Origin of the sequence: Sinosporangium album, assembly GCF_900100605.1 — a bacterium.
Lineage (GTDB): Bacteria > Actinomycetota > Actinomycetes > Streptosporangiales > Streptosporangiaceae > Sinosporangium > Sinosporangium album.
On record NZ_FNCN01000020.1, the window covers coordinates 22,177 to 39,489 of the forward strand.

Annotated in this window: 13 protein-coding genes; all 13 read right to left on the minus strand. The window is 70.2% G+C overall.

The window, feature by feature from the left end; genetic code table 11:
• Positions 1-137: 137 nt before the first annotated feature.
• Positions 138-344 carry a VCBS domain-containing protein gene (locus BLQ73_RS20105; protein ID WP_093172155.1) on the minus strand — a complete coding sequence of 69 codons (207 nt, stop codon included), beginning with the start codon at positions 342-344 and terminating at the stop codon, positions 138-140.
• Positions 341-2,836, minus strand: coding sequence for a 2'-5' RNA ligase family protein (locus tag BLQ73_RS20110; RefSeq protein WP_093172157.1), 2,496 nt, complete (start codon positions 2,834-2,836; stop codon positions 341-343). The genes BLQ73_RS20105 and BLQ73_RS20110 overlap by 4 nt, the downstream gene beginning before the upstream one ends.
• 103 nt (positions 2,837-2,939) lie before the next feature.
• Complete coding sequence (locus BLQ73_RS20115) at positions 2,940-3,134, minus strand: hypothetical protein (protein WP_093172159.1); 195 nt, start codon at positions 3,132-3,134, stop codon at positions 2,940-2,942.
• Positions 3,135-3,138: 4 nt separating this feature from the next.
• Entirely contained in the window at positions 3,139-4,359 is a 1,221-nt protein-coding gene (locus BLQ73_RS20120; protein ID WP_093172161.1) for a hypothetical protein, read from the minus strand.
• Positions 4,360-4,467: 108 nt separating this feature from the next.
• Positions 4,468-4,593, minus strand: a complete 126-nt coding sequence (locus tag BLQ73_RS34655; RefSeq protein WP_275936302.1) for a hypothetical protein — start codon at positions 4,591-4,593, stop codon at positions 4,468-4,470.
• 137 nt (positions 4,594-4,730) lie between these two features.
• Complete coding sequence (locus BLQ73_RS20125; RefSeq protein WP_093172163.1) at positions 4,731-5,201, minus strand: IPT/TIG domain-containing protein; 471 nt, start codon at positions 5,199-5,201, stop codon at positions 4,731-4,733.
• A gap of 203 nt (positions 5,202-5,404) precedes the next feature.
• On the minus strand, positions 5,405-5,656 hold the full coding sequence (locus BLQ73_RS20130) for a hypothetical protein (RefSeq protein WP_093172165.1): 252 nt from the start codon (positions 5,654-5,656) through the stop codon (positions 5,405-5,407).
• A 2-nt stretch (positions 5,657-5,658) separates the two neighbouring features.
• Positions 5,659-5,847: a hypothetical protein gene (locus tag BLQ73_RS20135; RefSeq protein WP_093172167.1), complete on the minus strand. Its 189-nt coding sequence runs from the start codon at positions 5,845-5,847 to the stop codon at positions 5,659-5,661.
• On the minus strand, positions 5,847-14,102 hold the full coding sequence (locus BLQ73_RS20140; RefSeq protein ID WP_093172169.1) for an ADP-ribosyltransferase: 8,256 nt from the start codon (positions 14,100-14,102) through the stop codon (positions 5,847-5,849). The genes BLQ73_RS20135 and BLQ73_RS20140 overlap by 1 nt, the downstream gene beginning before the upstream one ends.
• A gap of 104 nt (positions 14,103-14,206) precedes the next feature.
• The gene (locus BLQ73_RS20145) at positions 14,207-14,641 is read right to left on the minus strand and encodes a hypothetical protein (protein ID WP_093172171.1); all 435 of its coding nucleotides are present in this window, start codon (positions 14,639-14,641) and stop codon (positions 14,207-14,209) included.
• A 64-nt stretch (positions 14,642-14,705) separates the two neighbouring features.
• Positions 14,706-16,613, minus strand: a complete 1,908-nt coding sequence (locus BLQ73_RS20150) for a phage portal protein (RefSeq protein ID WP_093172173.1) — start codon at positions 16,611-16,613, stop codon at positions 14,706-14,708.
• 7 nt (positions 16,614-16,620) lie between these two features.
• Positions 16,621-16,791 (minus strand): hypothetical protein, encoded by a 171-nt coding sequence (locus BLQ73_RS32565; protein ID WP_176955562.1) that lies wholly within the window; start codon positions 16,789-16,791, stop codon positions 16,621-16,623.
• Between the two features lie 71 nt (positions 16,792-16,862).
• Positions 16,863-17,201 carry a hypothetical protein gene (locus BLQ73_RS20155; RefSeq protein ID WP_093172175.1) on the minus strand — a complete coding sequence of 113 codons (339 nt, stop codon included), beginning with the start codon at positions 17,199-17,201 and terminating at the stop codon, positions 16,863-16,865.
• Between the last annotated feature and the right edge of the window lie 112 nt (positions 17,202-17,313).

Here is a 17,313-nt window from a genome sequence, read left to right on the forward strand (position 1 = left end):
GCCTTCGCTCCTTCTACTGGACATACCCGCCAGGCAGGATAGAAGTCGGCCGCGGTGAAGGTCACAGGCCGTGCCGCGGCTGGGCGGAATGCGAAAGGCCCGCGCGGGGCGCTGTGCGGGCCTTCAGAGATCGGTGATTATGCGGATGCGACTTTGATGTAGCCGTTGGACCATCCGTCGTACGACCGCCAGATACGGTCGTTCGACCAGCCGCGTTCTAGGCGGCTGGCCACCAGTTGATCAGCCTCCCCGGTGAACTGCCATTCACCGTCCTCGTCGAGGGTCATGGTGCCGATTTCGGCTCCTGATCGCACGTCCGTCACGCGCAAGGTCTTTCCCGTCATGACCTCAGCCTACGCTGGGTGCCTGCCGCCTCGTCCTTGACGGCTTCCAGCCGCTCCAGCATATCTGTGAACCAGCTTCCGCGTCCGAGGTGGTGAAACTGTTCCCTGAGCGACGTGAGACGGTCCCATATGATGTCGATGTCCTCGGGCGCCATATCGTTCGGGAGCCACACTTGCCTGGCCTTGTGCACGAAATGCTTCATGAAGTCGTTGACGACTTCTGGGATTTTGATCGTTCCGTCGGGGGAGCGTTCGAAAGGCTGCTCCCAGGCAGCGCCGTGGTCGATACCGGCGACGCTGCCGTCGTCCAGGACCAGCCAGTTGCCCGGGTTCCGATCATAGTTGTCGATCACAAGGTCGAGCAGGCCCAGTAGACGGCCGCTGTCAGTGTCGGCGTACCGAGCCCGCTCGTTCATGGGCACGGTGTAGGCGTTCGGCCAATCGAGGTATTCCAGGTAAAGCAGACGGTCGCCGGCCCTCAACACGCCGGGCACTTGGGCTCCCACAGCCCTGCCGACCAAGGAGCCGAGCATTTCCGCATCGGCCTGGTGTTCAGGCGATACGTACGGGTCGTCGTTGATGTACTTCTCGACGGCTTTGACACCGTTGCCGAACTCGACGAGCCGTGTCCGGGAGGCCGCTCCCTGGATAATCGGGTGCTCTGCGGCGATCCCTGATCTCAGCCCTTCCTCCAGGTGTTCTAAGCCGTCCAGGGTCGTGTGGTAGCGGCGTGGGCCGTCTCCGGGCTGTGGGTTGCCGGGCTCGTCCGATGGTGCGTTCTCTTCGCCCGCGGCTCGGCGTGGCCCGGGTGTGGTCCCCGCCCCGCCCGAACCGCTTCCAGCAGAACCGCTGCTGGTGGGGGAGAACCAGCCGCGGTTCTGCTGGAAGCCGCCGCGGCGGATGTAGCCGTAGTCGCGGGAGCCGCGAGATTTGGTTTCGGCCGGCGCGATCGTGAACACGGCACCGAACCGTGTCCACTGCCGTGCCGCAGCGGTGTGATCTCCTGCGTGGGGCCACTGCCCGGCTTTTGCCTCGGGGTTCTCTTCGGCGTCCTTCGCGTCGTCGTTGTCTGCGTCTTCGCTCTCGTGGGCGTCGGTGTCTCGCAGTAGGTCGTCCCACCCGTCGTCTTCCAGCTCCTCTCCTGCGGTGAGGGGGAAGGTGGCGACGTGCTGGTTGCCGCGGACCAGGGCCAGTTCGGTGAACTCGACCGGGTGGGCCGGGAGCGGGTCAGGCAGCGCGACCTGGTCGGGCTGCCGGTAGGTGAGGGTGACGTGCGGGGTGTAGCCGTGTTCAGCGCGTGCGGGCACGCCCGCCTCGGCGAGGTTGTCAACGACGTGTTGACGCAGCACTTCCAGGCCGGGCACGTCCACGGTCGCGAATACCGGCATGCCGTCCTCGCCCGGGGGGAAGGCGCCGATGCCGCCGATCCGGCCTGCGAGGGGGCCGGTGGTGGCGGCGGCCCGCTGGACGGCTTCGGCTGCGGCGGCCAGCGCGGTGTCGTCGAGGCCCTTGCCGAGGTAGCCGAGGGTCACGTGCAGCTGCTCGGCGGGCAACCCGTCGGGTATCGCGAGCTGGGAGGCGAGGTCGGGCGGCAGCATGAACGCCACCATCGTGCCGGGCCCGCTATCGCCGTCGGAGTCGGTGCCGGTGTCGGCTTTGGTCTCGACGTGCGGAGACGCGCCGGTCTGGCTGTCGGCGTCCACCCCTGCATCAGCAGAGCACTCATCCTGGTCACTGCCGGTGCGAGCGGTGGCGAGGTCTTCCAACGCCGACTTCGCGTCCATTCCCTCCAGCCACTCGGCGGGCAGCACACCGAGCGCGCCGCTCTCACGCGCCGCCCGGATCAGCTCACGCTTGGACTCGGCCGGGGATCCTGCACGGATGCACTCGGCGATCGAACCGGGCAGATCGACGGTGCCTCCCGCGGCGAAGACGGGACCGCCGGATAGGGGGTTGGACTTCACCGACAGGGTGAAGGTACGGCTGTTGGCGCCGAACAGCACCGGCGAGTACTCGAACAGGTGGAGCCGTTTGATGCGGCGTACCCCGCGCGGGTCGCGGGTCGCGCCGCCCTTGGGAACCTTGTAGCCGATCGACCACTCCTGCTCGCGGCCGAAAAACTTGACGTTGGAGAACGCCTCGCGGCCTGCGGTGGTCTCCAGGTTGAAACGCGCCTTGACGTACAGGCCGCCCGCGTCCACCGGCCAGTCCTTGATGTGCGCGGTCATCGCCAGCAGCCGCGGATCACCGGGCATGAGCTCTTCGATGTGCTCGGTGCGGGCCACCCACACCTTCTCATCGTGGGAGAACAGGCCCTTGGGGGTGCGCACGGCGAGGGTTTCGGCGTACGCGCCCGGCACGATCAGATCGCCGACGTTGTCGATCACATTGGTGACCGATACGAGTGCTTCCACGGTGCCTTCGTCGGCTGTGGTCACCGTGCCGGCGGCGGCGCTCCCTGCGGCCTTGCGTTCGAGTTGCAGCGTCCCCACGTGTCTCTCCCCCTGTCCATATGCCTGGTCAGGGTGGAGGCCCGCCGCGGTTAGTGTCCGGTCGCGGTGACGCTGTCCTCAGATAGGCGGGTTCGGACCAAGGTCACTCTTCGAGGATCTCGGGTATGCACGGGCCGTCGCGGTCCCACGGCGAGCGCGTTTCGACTTCGGTGCCCAGGTCGTCCTGCAAGCGTGTGGCGAGTTCCGACATCAGGCGATCCCATTCCTGCTGCCCGACCCTTCGCGACAGGTCCGGCCATTCGCTGATGGGGAACTTGAGCAGTTCGTCCAGTGTCATCGAGTCACCTCAAGAGGCCGAGGGCAATGAAGAAATCTTCTAGTTCGTCGGCGATCTGCGTAAAGTCTGGCAGGTCCCAGAACTGGTTGTAGCTCGTGACAAGGCCGTCGATGTTCGTTCCCGCCACGATCGGGTGGTCGCCGTAACGGTCAATGGCGCGATCCAGATCGGCCAGCATCTTGGGGTCCTGTGTTCGCAGGGCGATCCACTGGGCGTAGGAGCGAGCGAGCATCTCGCGGTGGCTGAGTATGTAGTCGATGTAGTCGTGGTCGACTGTGAGCGCATAGTCGCCCGTGGGGCTCTGCCGCCTGACGAAAGGCATGCCGTCGGGAAGGTTTCTGAGGTCTCGCAGGGCCTGGGCCATGCGGCTGTTGCCGGCCGCGACCCACCAGGAGTGCAGAATGCCGCCGGGCGCGATGTCGCGGTCGCTGAGGAACTCGCCCTTCCCGTACCCGATCCGGTGGTCGAGATAGTGCATAAGTTCGTGGGCGACGGTGAGGTGTGGGTATTCCCCGTGGGGGTTGAGCAAGAGGCGGCGTCCCGTGTAGGAGCCTTGATAGCCGGGACGGGTCTCCTCCGCGAGGGTGATCTCGGGCATTCCGGGGGGCATCTTGTGCACGGTGTCGATGAGCGGCAGGACGTGCTGGACGATCTGGCCGATGGGCTGGGTCGGATGGATTCCCGTGACGAGGCCGACGATGCGGTCGGGCTGGTCGGTGCGGGGACGCCGCCGCGGCAACGGCGACGCAGGAACAGCAGTAGTGGGGGGTGGGGCTTCGCGTAGTCCCATCGCGTCGACTTGGCTGCGCCACGCCGGGTCGTTGAACACCTCGCGGTAGCGGACGGTGGTGGAGGGGTCGTCGCGGTCGAGGCGGATCCACCCGTCCAGGTCGCCGGTTTCGTCGTATCTGACCCACGCGTCGCCTGGTTGCCCCGTGCGGGTGAAGTAGGCATCGGCCCCGTGGGGGGTGGCGGCGGGGTCTGGTTCCTCCGGCTGCCGCGACGCCGGGGCGGCCGGTTCAGAGGAGGGGGCTCGCAGGAGCCTGTGGGGGGCGACATGGGTGGTGCCGCCGTCGTCCCACTGGACGGTGACGCCGCGTTGTTTGTCGGCGCTTTTGACGGTGCCGGCCCGGCCGGCTCCGACGAGGCGTACCCGGTCGCCGATTTTGATCCAGCGTCCTCGCCAGTCTCGCGGCTGCCACGTGCCGCCCGCTTCCCGACCCATGCACGGGAGGGTGCGGGGGCGGGGCTGTTAGCGTCAGTTCCCGTTGAGGCCGTAGTCGGCGGGGCGGCCGTCGATCACGTTGGCCGCTTTGACGAATTCGGGGTCTTGTCACATGGCGTCGTCGTCGGCGCCCGGGTGGGCGTCGATCCAGTCGTCGCGGAGCTTGTTGTAGGCGCGGTTGCGTTCCTGCACTTTCGGGTGGGGCCGCTGCGGGCGGCCTCCGGTGCTGCTCACGGCGTTCATGCTATCGGCGGACACCGAAACGGCTCCTTACGGCGTGTTTTGTTGGGGAATGAGAACAGGGGCCGGATAACTCCGGCCCCTGGCATCTATTTTACCCGCGTTTCTCCGCGCGCTGATCAGCGCCTTTTCTATGCGGTGTAGGTGAAGGCGTTCGCGGCGGTCGCCGTCGCCGAGTCGTTGGTGACGGCCACGGCTACCGCGCCGGCCGTCTTGGCCGGGTTGAGGCAGGTGATGGTGGTGTCGTCGACGACGGTGACGCTGGTGGCGGCGGTGCCGCCGAACGCGACGGTGGTGCCGGGGGTGGCGTTGGTGACCTTGATGGTGACGAGGGTGCCGCCGGCGGCCGGGCCGGTCACCGGGGTGACCGACTCGATGGTGGGGGCGGGGAAGTAGGCGTCCAGCTCCGATTGGCGGATGATCTGCCCCTCGTGGAAGCGCAGGATGCGGCGCGGCGACGGGAACTTGGTGCCGTCGGCCTTGCCCGCCTCGTACAGGCGTTCCTCCACCTGGACGAGAGGGTCGGTTTCGGGCTGTTCGGTGACCAGGGTCTGGGCGGTGGACTTGGTGATCTGGGTGCCGTTGGCACGGTACATCGTCATGGCGTGGCCCTCTCCGACGGTGGCGGCTTGGGGTGGAGCGGGGCCTGCTCAAGCGGCTGCGGCTCGGGTTCGCAGGACCGCGTCAGGGCCGACCCCCCGATCAGCCCAGCGGTCACACGTGCGGCGAACCCGAGCCGCTGCCTTATCCCCCGCACTACGCCACGATGCAGCACCGCGGCGGGTACCGTCTCGCCCCGGCCTGGTCACCCTGGCGGGGTTTGTTCGACGCGTCTGACGTCGGTCAGCTCGTGGAGCGCGGCGAGCACCGTTTCGGGGTCTGTCACGTCGAGGACCTGCCCTGATACGGGGAGCGGGAGGCCCTTGCGGAGTTCCAGCAGCAGGCACGCTCGGCGCGATCCGGACACCACGCCGATGGTGGCGGTCGCTTCGGGGCGGGGTTCGCCGACGGTGACGGCGTAGTAAACCCCGTCGATGTATCCGTGGACGGTCACCATGGTCAGACCTCCCCATCGGGGGTGGTGTCTGCGTAGGTGGCCGTCCACACCTGCGACAGCAACGCCTGCTCCGGATCAGCCGCATACGGGTTGACGCCTACGGGGAATCCGCGGGTGGCGGCGAGCCGGGCGGAGCGGCGCGCGTCGGCGAGTTCCGTCTCCGTCGGTGTGCGCCTGGGGGTGCTGGTCATCAGCCGAGGTCCCTTCCGTTGCCGCTGGTGATGCGTCGTTCCCGCGCCGCGCGTGCCTCGCTCGCGGTGCCGAGCCACTGGGCGCGCCACTCTGCGTAGGTCATCCTGCCGCCGTTCGGCTGCTCCGCCCACCACCTCTTCAGCTCTTCGGAGGCGTAGGCGCGGGCGTGGACCGGGTTTCCGCCCCACAGCTTCCTCGGGTCGACGCCTGCTTTGACGCCGAGCCGCGACAGCAGATATCCGCGTGTCGCCTGCTCGGCGGCCAGCCACTGCTCGTGGACCCATTGGCGGTACATGCGGCGCACCGTGTCTTCGCGCTGCTTGTCCTCGGGGGCGCGCTGGGCGTCGATGAGCGCCCGGCGCTCCTGGCGTTCCATCTCCACTGCGTCGAGGCCGTGGGCTTCGGCGTACGCCTCCCGCGGGTCCCACCCCTGGGCGATGAGCTCGTCGGTCCGCTGCTCTTCGGGGGTGCGGTCGTCGGGCGGGTTCTGGTCGCGGTGGCGGGCGTCGAGCTCGGCGAAGACGCGGGAGATGAGCGCCGCGGAGTGGGGGTCTGAGTGGTAGCTCGGCATGTGCCGCGCCTTGAGATCCTCCAGCTCCCCGTCCGGCATCGCCTGCACGTTGTAATGGGCGTAGGGGTCGTCGGCGGCGCGGCGGGCCCGGTCCCGGTCCTCGAGTTCGGCGGAGATCCGGTCCAGCAGGGCGGTGACGGACGGGTCGATGCCGTAGCGGCCGAGGTTGGCGGCGAACAGCCCGGCGAGGTCGTCGGTCTCCATGGACAGCAGGTCCGACGACGCGAGATCTTCCAACCCGCCGCTTCGGTCCTGGTTCCGCGCGGCTTCGCGTGCTTCGGTTTCGGCGATGAGCCGGTCCTGGCGGGCGGTGCGGACGGGGTCTTGCCCGTAGTCCTCCCACCCGGCGATCATCAGCTCGATCAGCTCGTCGTCGGGGAGGTCGCCGATGGTGTCGTCGTCGAGGGTGTCGAACCGGTGGCGCCGCCGCGAATGGCGTGCTTCGGTTTCGACGACGAGACGGTCCTGCAGCGCGGTGCGGTCCGGGTCCCGCCCGTAGGTGTCCCATCCGTCGGCGATCAGCTGCGCGAGTTCGTCGTCGTCGAGCTGCTCCACGTCCACCCGCGGCGAGGCGCTGGTGGGGGCGGGTTCTGCGGGTGGGTTGGTGCGGCGGTCGAGCTCGGCGCGGAGCCTCGCCGCGGCGGCCGGGTCGTCGATGCGCGCCAGCAGTCCGCGCAGCTGCTCATCCGACAGCGCCGGCAGGTCCACCCCTTCCAGCGGATCGCGCCGCACCCGCTCGGCGGGCTGTGCGCCTGCGCGGGGGCCCCGCTGGTCTGTCGCCAGCAGCGCCATCACCCCGAGCCCCCACTGCCGCAGGTCGTCGTCGAGGTAGTCGCCGTTGCCCGCCAGCGATTCCAGCACGGTCGCGAAAACTTCTTGGGAGCCGTCGTGGTTGACGCGGCCGGTGCGGGCGTCGGGGAGGTCACCGGGGTAGATGGAGAAGGCGCGGCCTCGGTCCTGCCCGGTCAGCGGCTCGTCGCGGGTGCGTTCGCCGACGGGGCCGCGGCTGGTGCGGTCCCATAGCAGCGCGTGCCCGGCTTCGCGGAGGCCGGGGATGACGGCTTCCATGTGGTGGCCGAGCTCGTGCGCCGCGACCGTCGCCTTCGGCACACCGCCGGGCTGGGCCGTCGGCATCGGCACCGGCGCCGCGGTGCCGGCGGGCGGTGCGGCGGTGTTGTCGTCGGCGGGGAGGCTGATCCTGGTGGTGCCGTCGCGGCGGGTGTGGAGGTGGCGGCCGGGTCCGGACACCACTTCCACCGGCCCTACCTGGCGGGCGACCGCGAGCCAGTCGGACGGCAGGAGCTGTTCGGCGTAGCGGAGGGCTGCGGCGTTGGAGCCGGCGCGGCCGGTGAGGGCGCGGCCGGTCCGGTCGGTGTAGGTGACGCCTTCGCCGCCGATGGGCCGTACCTCTGCGAGGGTGGCTGCCAGGGCGTCGCGGCGGGCTTCGGAGAGCATGCTGCGCAGCTCCGCCTCCCGGGCTGCCGTCTGGCGCCACCGCTCCAGCGCCTGGGCGCGGCGGGCCTCCCCATCTGCCGGGGTGGGGGCGCCTGTGACGCGGGCGCTGGTGATGGCCGTATCGAGGTCGTCAGCGGTTTTCCACGCCTCGCCCCGCGCCTTGGTCACCGCATCCAGTTCCGCTCGCAGAACGGTTTCCCGGCCTGCGAGGTGCTGCTGGTAGCGGGCGTCGAGGTCGCGGCCGGCGGTGCGCAGCACGGCGAGCTGCCGCATCGCGTCCTCGCCGGGGCCGTCGTCGTCGGCGACGTCGGCGTCCCACAGGGTGGTTTCCCGCACAGGGGGGACGCGGCCCGCTTCCAGGTCTTCCAGGCTTGTGGGGTCGAATAGGGCGCGGGTGACGGGGCGGCGGCCGAGGTCGGCCAGGTCGTCGGGCAGCTGCGCCCGGTAGCCCGCCATCCGCCCAGCAACACCGCTGGTGGTTTGCGTGTCCGGCTGCAGCCGGGGGGACGGCGTTTCACGGGTGGTGATGCGGTCGCGGAGCCTGGCCAGCGAAACCCCCGCAGGGGCCACGCCGGGGGCGGGCGGGTGGTCGCGGTAGGAGGCGGCGACCCTGCCGAGCGTCTGCGGCCAGGTTTCGCCGGGCAGCGGGTCGGCGTCGAGGAGAGCACGGCGGATCCGGTCGGTCGCGCGGCGTTTCACCGCGTCAACAGCCGGCGTGACCGCTTGCGCCATGGCGGCGGCTTGGGTGTCGTCGCGGGCGCCGAGCCGGTACGCCAACGCGCGGCCGGCCTGGTCGTCTGCGGCTTCGACCCGGTCGAGTTGCGCCGCCGCGGCGGCGAATGCCGTATTCCGGTCTGCGCCGGCGGGGAGACCGCGGAGCGCTTCGGCGATGTCGGTGGCGGCCCACCGCGACCGGCTGGTCTCCACCCCGGCGAGGAACGCGCTGAACTCCCGCTCCCGGGTGATGCGGGCGTGTTCCCGCTGCGTCTCGTCGATACGGCCGGCGGCGTTGCCGTCGGCGCCGATCAGCCGCATCACCGACACGTCGACGTGGTCTTCGGGCTGGTCGGGGTCGTCGGCAACGGGGACGGCGCGGTGCTCGCCGTTGTCGGACAGCACCATCACCGTCGCCCGGTCCCCGTCGCGGCCGGTGTGGATGCCGGTGACGGTGCCGGTCACCAGGCTCACGGTGGCGCGGTCCCCGACCCGCAGATCCCGCCACCCCACCGGCTCGGGGTTTTCGGGCGGCATCACGCCGGTGTAGGGCTGGCCGGCGGATGCGGCGCCGCGGTCGTAGCGGACCAGCGACGGCCAGCCGCGGTCGTTGACGGTGACGGTGTGGCTGCGGCCGTCGCCGTCGCGGATCGTGGCCTCGTAGCGGCGCACCTCCTGGTATTCGCCGCCGCGCAGGGTGATGGTTTCGATTCGGCCGATGACGGGGTCGCGAATCTGGTCGCCGTCCCAGCGGACGGTGTCGCCGACGTTGACACGGTCAGCGGTGACATGTTCGCGGGTGAACCCTTCGGGCCGGGTGGGCTTGTCGGGCGGCAGGTCGGGCAGGAGCCACAGGTCGGTGCTGTCGGGGAGGACGAGCTGGTCGACGGTGCCGTCATTGCGGCGTACGGCGACGCTGATCAGCCCGAATCCCTTGATGCGGCGGACGAACGTGACGGTGCCCGCGTGGGCCTGCCCGTCGGGGCCGGGGACGGCGATGACGTCGCCCATTGACAGGTTCCGCGTGAACGTTTTTTGTGGGGTGGGGCGGCCGGGGTCGTGCGGCGGCGGTGGGAACCCTTCCAGGCGGGCGTGGGCGGCGTCGACCCAGGCGGCGGTGCGGGTGAGGGCGCGGCGCCGCGCGGCCGGGGTCTGCTCGTCTGCTGCGAGGCGGCGCAAGTGCGCGGCGAGGGCGCGCATCTGGTCGCCGGAGAGGGTTTGGCGGGCGCGGAGCCGGGCTGCGGCCTGCCGCACCAGGTCAGGGGCGGGGCTGTCGGCGGTGTCGAGGCCGAGGTCGAGGACGCGGTTGCGCTGGTCGGTGCGTAGCCGGACCCTGCCGGACGGCTGCTGATCGTCCAGGGGAAGCGGCTCGACGCGGCGGGCGCCGGCGATCCGCCACGCCGTCTCGCGCAGCGGCGTGTAGGTCTGCTCGCCGCCGCTGCGGACCACCGCGCCGCCGGCCCGGACCTCGACCACCTCGGCGAGCGCCGCGCCCTCACCTTCGCTGGCCACCGCGATCCGGTCGCCGATCTGGACCTCGGCGGGGGTGACCGGTTCGAGGCGGCTGCCGGCGGGGACGGCCACCAGGCGGTCGGCTTGGTCGTCGAGGCCGTAGGTGACGCTGATGGTGGTGCCGTCGCGGTCGGTCGCCTGGACGTCGACGGCGTTGTCTGACCTGATGACTCTGGCGACGTAGCGGGGGGTGCCGCCGTCAGCGACGACATCGCCGGGGAACAGCTCCCAGCCGGGGACGCGGATGGCCGCGAATTCGTGGCCGTCCGGCGGGGTCAGGCGGGCCCGGCGCGTCGGCTCCCACGGGTCCGGGGCGGTACCAGGGAACGCCTGAAGCCTCACCGGGCGGCTGAAGTCGTGTTCGATCGTGGCTTGGCGGCCGTCTTCGAACCGGACACGCAGCAGCGCTTCGCTGCCGCCCGGCCGACTGTCGAGGTACACGCCGGTCACTTGGGCGGGTGCTTTTTCACCGTCGGGGACGATCCACGTTCCCGGGACAGCGGACAGGCCCAGTCTTTCGAGCTCGACAGACCCCCTTACGGCAGTGCTGGCGGAAGTGATATGCAGCAGTTGCTCACCGGGCTCGTACTCCACATGCCTGACGCCCCCGTCCTGGACGTCGGCTATTTGGACGTGGACGTGCCCGTCTGCTGTCACGGGGGCTGACACGACACGGCTGGGGATGCCGTTGTTGTTGAGCACCCAGTCACCGACGGCCAAGCCTTCGACCCTGATGGGGGTGGCGCTGCTGGCGGCCGGAAGGGCAGAGGCCAGCGGCACAGTCGCCTGCGGCAAGATCAGGTGCCGGTGCCGGCCGTCCTGGTCGTCTCTGGTCGTGGCGGCCGTGATCCCCGTGCTTTCGTCGTGGTGTACGGATTCGACGGTGACTTCGGCTCCGCCGGGGGCGAGGATGCGGTCCCCAGCGACCAGGTCGGCGCCGGAGACATGGCGCGGCGTGGGCGAGGGCGGGTGGCCCGCGAGTCGGATAACGTGCTCCTGGACGGTGACCGGTAGCTGGCTGGGCGCGTCGACGGCGGTGCCGTCGTCCCTGCGGATGGTGATCTCGTCCAGCACGACGGTGCTGGTGCCTCCGCGGAGGCGGCGCGCGACACGGCCCTCGACGGTGACGCGGTCGGGGTCGGCGATGCCGAGCGTGTCCGGGTCAAGACCGCGGGGCAGTTCAGAGCCGCGGTAGGTGAGGCGGATTCGTTCCCCGGGTCGGATGACGCCGCCGAGCATCCAATCGCCCACGTGGGTCCCGCCGTCGAACACTTCGACGGGCCTGCCTCGGGTGAGGCGATGGTTGCCCGCGTAGGTTCGAGTGGTGCCGTCGTCGAACACAAGCGTGACGTTGGGCTGCGGGTCGTCGGAACGGTACGCTTCGGTGCCAGGCCTTACCTCGACGACAGTGCGTGATCGGTGCTGCGTGGGCGGCTGGTAGGCAGACGGCACCTGGTAGATGGACCTGCCGGGCCGTAGCGGAGTGTGGGGGCCGGGCGCGCCGAGGTGGCCCCGCGGAGCGACTGGAACCTTGACGGTGTCGCCAGGCTGCACCTGGTCGGCGTATACCTCGCCCTCGGGCGCGTCAGGCCGGGGCGCCGGTTCCGCCGGCGGCTGCGGCGGCGGAACCGCGGGGCGGTTTTGCTCGTCCTGTTCGCGGTCGCGGCGGATCCACTCGTCCCACAGCTCTTTCGCGAGGCGGGTGATGCGTTCCTGCTCGGCTTTGGCTGCCGTTTTCTTGGGGGCCGACCGTGCGGCCTGCTTGACGGCGGCGGCGAGGTCGAGGTGGGAGAGGCCGACGTCGGAGAAACGCTGGTGGCTCGGTTCCCGCTCCGTGTCGGCGAGCTGGGCCGCGAACTCGCGGGCCGCGGCTTCCACCTTCGCGGTTTCGGCGGGGGAGAACACGCCCGGAGCGGGGTTGAGGCGGCTGTGCCGCTCGTCACCGGGGGGCGTCTGTTCGGGGATGTCTGCGGCGGCCTGCGGCGACGTGTCTGGGCTGGTGGTGTTCCCGTCGTCGCGCTGCTGGGGCGAGCCGGTGTCGGGGGTTTCGGGGCGGGCCTTGCGGATGACGTCGCGGACTTTGCCCCAGTCCCGCAAGGTCGCGTCCTGCTGCTCGGCCTGGTCGATCAGCGTGAGCGCGGCGTCGTGGTCGCCGCCGTCGAAGTGTTCCCGGGCCTGCTTGGACAGTGCGGCGGCTTGTTTGCGGCGTTCTTCCCGCCCCTGCAGGCGTTCCGGCTCCGGGCCGGGGATGATCTCCAGGTCGAGGCGGTGTATGCCGTCGGTGACGCCGTGGTCGGCCGCCACCCGGTAGCGCAGCCCGCGGTCGAGGAGTACTTCGCCGGCGACGTGCATGTCGGTGAGTTGGAGGGATCGTGTTCCGGCGGGGGCGAGGATGCGGAACAGGGTGGGGTTGGTGGCCTGGTCGCTTTGGTGGGCGGCGACGTCTCGGCCCCACGGGTCGCGGGCGTCGGCGAAGCGGCGGGCGATGTTCTCGTCGGCCGAGACGCTGGTGAAAGCATGTCCGGTGAACTCGATGCCCTGGTTGCCGCCTTGCGGGTTCCACTGCGAGGGGTTGTCGAGGAGGAGTTGCGGTTCGCGGAGTCCCCGGTGGTAGACGGCGTCGCGGTTGCTGGGGGAGATACTCAGCAGCAGATCGAGGTCGGCGATCTGGTCGCGGACATCGCTGGGGGTGTCTTCGGGCAGGTCGCCGCCGCGGGCGGCGTAGAGGGCCTGGTTGATCGGCGCGTAGCGTTTCTCGGTGTAGGCGGCGACCGAGTCGGTGTGGCGGCGCATCTCGCGTTGGCGGATGCGCCGGTCGATGACGGCCCGCATGATGATCTGCTGGAAGTTCAGCGTGGAATGCAGGGCGGCTTCGCCGTGGCTGGCCGCTTCGAGGCGGGCCTCGTAGCTGTCGGCGGTGTCTTCGCCTGTTCCGGCGGTGTCTTCGCCTGTTCCGGCGGTGTCTTCGCCTGTTCCGGCGGTGTCTTCGCCTGTTCCGGCGGTGTCTTCGCCTGTTCCGGCGGCGGCGCGGGTGTCCTGCTGTGGCCGGGTCTGGGGGGCGGCGGGGGCGCCGTCGGCGCGGTGGTTGCGCGGCTCGTCGACCGGCTGCCATTCGGCGAGGTCGGCCTCGGCGAGGGTGCGGCGGTCGCCGCGGATGGTGGTGACCTCGATCTCGGCGCCGGTGAGGGTGTCTTGGACCTGTTCGACGCGGACGGGGTCGTTGAAGGCGGGGGTGTTGATCCACTGTCCGGCGCGTGGGATGCCCTGTCCGGTGCCCGTCTCAGGTGCGTCATCCGCTCTGACGTCGGGGTCTGCGGCGGGAGCGCCCTCATCTTGGAGGGTGGCGTAGATCTGGGCGGCGATGCGGTCGGCGGTGTCCCAGTCGCCGGTCTGCTCGGCCGTTACTAGGCGGGTGAACTGCGCTTCGGGCACGATGCGGGCGTCTGCGTCGCTGGTGGCGCGGATCGTGGTGCGCTCGTTGTCGTCGACGAAGACGACGTCGACACCGCCGCCGGGGCTGGCGGTGACCTGGTGGATGCGGCCGAAGCGGGCGGTCTGCTGGCCGTCGTCGCCGGTTCCCCGGACCAGGGCGATCTGGCCGGGTTTGAGGGCGGCGGCAGTGGTGGGCGTGTCTCCGGTGGGGGTGTGGTCCTCGACGTCGGCGGAGGGTTTCGCTACCTGCTGAGGGCGGGGTTTGTCTTCGTCGCGGGTGGAGGGGGCGGAGCCGGCAGGGGTTTTGGTGACGGTGAGGTAGCTGCGGTGGACGGCGATTTTCCGGCCGCCTGTGGTGTGGACTTCCAGGCGGCCGTTGCCGAGGTTTTTGGCGACGGTGCCGGTGCCGCCGCCCCAGATGGAGACGGTTGCGCCGGTTTCGATCCAGCGGCCTTTGCGGTCGCGGGGCTGGTCGACGTCGAAGTTTCGGGCGCGGGCTTTGGTTTCCAGCAGCGCCGTCGCCGTGCCTGCCCCGCTGCTGGTGGTGGTGTGGTTGTGGTCTGCGGACACTAACCGGCCCCTCCCTGTTCCCCCGGTGTGTTCGGGCCGAGGGAACAGGGAGGAGCCGGTTAGTGTCCGTCCCCGCTCCGTCGGAGGGCGGGGGCGGGGTCAGGTCAGGTGGTGAGGGGGATCTCGTCGATGGCGACCTTCGGCGACCACACCGCGAGGTCGTAGGCATCCAGCCATGCTTTGGCCTGGCCGGGGTCGGAGGGCGTGTGGGGGTGGTTGATGAGGAACGCCCGGTACCCGGCTTCGTCGTCGATCGATCCGTCTTCGGCGAGGGCGCGGAGCCGCGACACCGCCTGCATGTGGGCGGTGTCGCGGCTGGCGGCCGCGATGACGGCGGGCGGGCGGCTGCCCAGCGGCCAGGTGATGACGGCGATGTGGACACTGCCGGGGGTGGCCTTCGGGAGGGCTGCGGTGGGCAGGTGGACGGTTGCGAGGAGGACGTCGAGCGGGATGGGGATTTGCAGGTTGAGGCGGATCGCGTCGCCGTCGGTGGGGGTGATGGTGGCGGTGACGCCGTTTTCGTCGATGAAGGTTTTCACGGGGGGCTCCTTCCACAGCAGCGCCGCTTGCTGCCGTATTTACACTCGAAATATAACCATAATTTCAACTGGCGTCTATGGGGTTTCGGCGGGCTGTCGCGGTAGCCCAGGCGTGGGTGTCGACAGCGCGGACCGCGGCGATGATGCCGCTGATGGACTCCCCTCCCGCGTCCAGCCGCGCCACCGTCTCCGCCACCCCGCCCGCCAGACCCGCGAACTCCTCCGCCACCTGCGCGGCAGCCTTCGCGGCGGCCTGGTGGTCATCGACGCTCCCGCCCGGCACCGCGGAGACCAGAGACGGGAGCGCGGTGAGCTCGGCCTCGCCGCGCCACGCCTCCACCGGCACGATCCGGCCCGTATCCAGCGGCTGCTCACCCACACGGGTGTCGATCTTGTACTCGGCCGCGAAATGCCGCGTGTGCTTGCGCAGTTTGGGAGACTCCAACCGCTTGACGGTGCGTTCGACGAAGCGTGTGCCGAGCTGCGTGAGCGCCACCGCGAGCTGCTCCTGCGCCCCCCCTTCGGTCTTGGTCTCGCTGCGCTCCGGCGGAGCGTTCTCCTCCTCCTGTTCGGCGTCGCCGTCCTGCCCGGTCTGGTCGAACAGGTCTTGGAGCCTGGCTATCGCCCCTCGCTCCCCCGGCCGGCCTTCCCCGCCCGCCGCGCCGCCCTCCTCGCTGCCGGCTGTCGCCTTGGCGCTGTCGGGGTCGGTGCCTTCGGGCGGGGCGATCCCGAGCGCCACCGCGTCCTCCTCGCGGGTCGGGATCGCGTTCTTGCCCTGCGGCAGCCACAGCGCCCGCGTGTGCGGCAACTCCACCGGGTCGTACCCGGCGATGGCGCGGTACTCGTCCGCCGAGATCAGCCCCGCCTCGAACTCCTCCCGCGCCTCGACCCTGCGCGCGGCCTTCGCCCGCTGCAGCACCTCCACACCGTCGGTGTCGAACTCGTACTCGGTGCCGTCGTCGTGGTCTGAGTCCCACCCCGTCACCAGCAGCGACAGATGCGGCAGCATCGTGATGGTCCAGAAGTTGTGCAGCTCGGCGGCGGCGTTGTCGAACGTACGGCCAGACGCGTTGCCGATCACGCTCTCTGGGACGCCGAACGCGGCGAGGATCTCCTCTTTGGAGATGCGGGCCAGGTCCGCGTACGCCATGTCACGCGGCTTGGACGCCAGATCGACATACGACAGGTCGCCCTGCAGCACGGTCAGCTTCCCGGCCTCGTGGGCGCCTTTGCCGAACACGTCGTTGAGGCGGCGCATCTCGTGGTCGTCGACCTCGCCGTCGATGCCGATCACACCGCCCGGGCGGCCGTCGTTACGCAGGAACGTCGCGTTGTACAGGCGGGCGAGGAAGTCCAGGTCCACGCTGAGGCCGGCGGCCTCCATCGGGGTGATTCCGCGGTACGGATCAAGCGGGTGGGGGTCGCGGAACCACAGCACCCGTTCGGGGTCGATCGCGTACTTCAGCCCGTCCGGGCCGGTCGTTTCGAAATGCGACAGCAGGTCGCCGCCGCGGCCGGGGACGGGGCGGGTCCGGCCGGGCGGCAGCAGGTCCAGCCCGATCGGCTGCCCCCGCCGGTTCAGCGTCTGCTCGACGAACGTCCCGCGCGAGGACAGCAGTACCTGCCCCGACAGGCGTTTGCGGAACTGGGGGCCTTTCTCCAGCCGGTTCAGACGAGCCTTGTTCAGCAGGCGGGCGAGCGGGTCGTCCTCGACGACCTCGCGCTCCCCGTCCGGTTTCACCTTGACGCGGCGGATCTTCAGCGCGGAGGCGTGCCCGGCGATGGCGTCGACGCTTTTGAAAACCCATACGACGCGTTCCATGCCTTCGGCGACGGCGCGTTCGACGGGCCATGCCCGGCGCGGGTCACGCAGCCGGGCGATGATCCCTGACCAGGCGGACGGTTCCGCCTCCCAGCTCTTGGTCTCCAGCCGGCCACCGGTACGGTCGCGGCGCAGGGAGGGAAGGAACACGGCCGCCTCACTGCCCGCTGCCGAGCAGCAGCCCGCCCACCAGGGCCAAGGCCGAGACCCCGGCCCAGCCGAGCAGCGGGTGCGCCTGGTAGGCGACGATCAGCAGGCCCGTTGCTCCGAGGGCGATGAGCGCGATGGCGGCCAGGTCGCGCCGCCGGCGTGCGTCGAGTGGTGTCAAAGCCTGCTCCTGCCTGCCTGGTTACGGTGGGGCAGGCTAGGAGGCAGGACAGCATTGCGTCTGGCTTGGACCTACCCGTAGAGGTTGCCCAGGGTGGTGCGCTGCCGGTAGGCGATCTCAGCGGCGGTCGTCCCGAGGGCGGGCTGCTTGCGCTTGGCGCGGACCTTGGGGCCGTTGCCGCCGATGAGGTGCTCGCTGTGCCGGCCCGGGCAGGGGATCCCGGTCGTCTCCTCCCAGCCGAGCCGGCACCACTCGCAGTACACCTCGTGGGCTATGCACCACGTCTTCTCCGCGACCATGAACGAACGGCGGGTCACCGCGATCTGGCGGGCCTGCCTATCGGTGACCGGCAGAGTCGCCGCGGCCACATATTCATGCACTCCGGGGATATCGGTCTTCGTCGTCGTCAACTGCACTCCCTTCGGGAGAGGGGAAAGGACACCGCATGCGGGCGCGGACACAAAACGGTGACACGTCCTTGAGGTGCTCTTAAGGCCCGTAAGCCGTGCCGATCAGCTAACC

What these genes read in the sequence shown, in the direction of transcription:
- BLQ73_RS20115 (WP_093172159.1), bottom strand. Translation starts at nt 3,134, where the DNA reads ATGACACTGGACGAACTGCTCAAGTTCCCCATCAGCGAATGGCCGGAC.
- BLQ73_RS20125 (WP_093172163.1), bottom strand. Translation starts at nt 5,201, where the DNA reads ATGACGATGTACCGTGCCAACGGCACCCAGATCACCAAGTCCACCGCC.
- BLQ73_RS20135 (WP_093172167.1), bottom strand. Translation starts at nt 5,847, where the DNA reads ATGACCAGCACCCCCAGGCGCACACCGACGGAGACGGAACTCGCCGAC.
- BLQ73_RS20120 (WP_093172161.1), bottom strand. Translation starts at nt 4,359, where the DNA reads ATGGGTCGGGAAGCGGGCGGCACGTGGCAGCCGCGAGACTGGCGAGGA.
- BLQ73_RS20130 (WP_093172165.1), bottom strand. Translation starts at nt 5,656, where the DNA reads ATGGTGACCGTCCACGGATACATCGACGGGGTTTACTACGCCGTCACC.
- BLQ73_RS20105 (WP_093172155.1), bottom strand. Translation starts at nt 344, where the DNA reads ATGACGGGAAAGACCTTGCGCGTGACGGACGTGCGATCAGGAGCCGAA.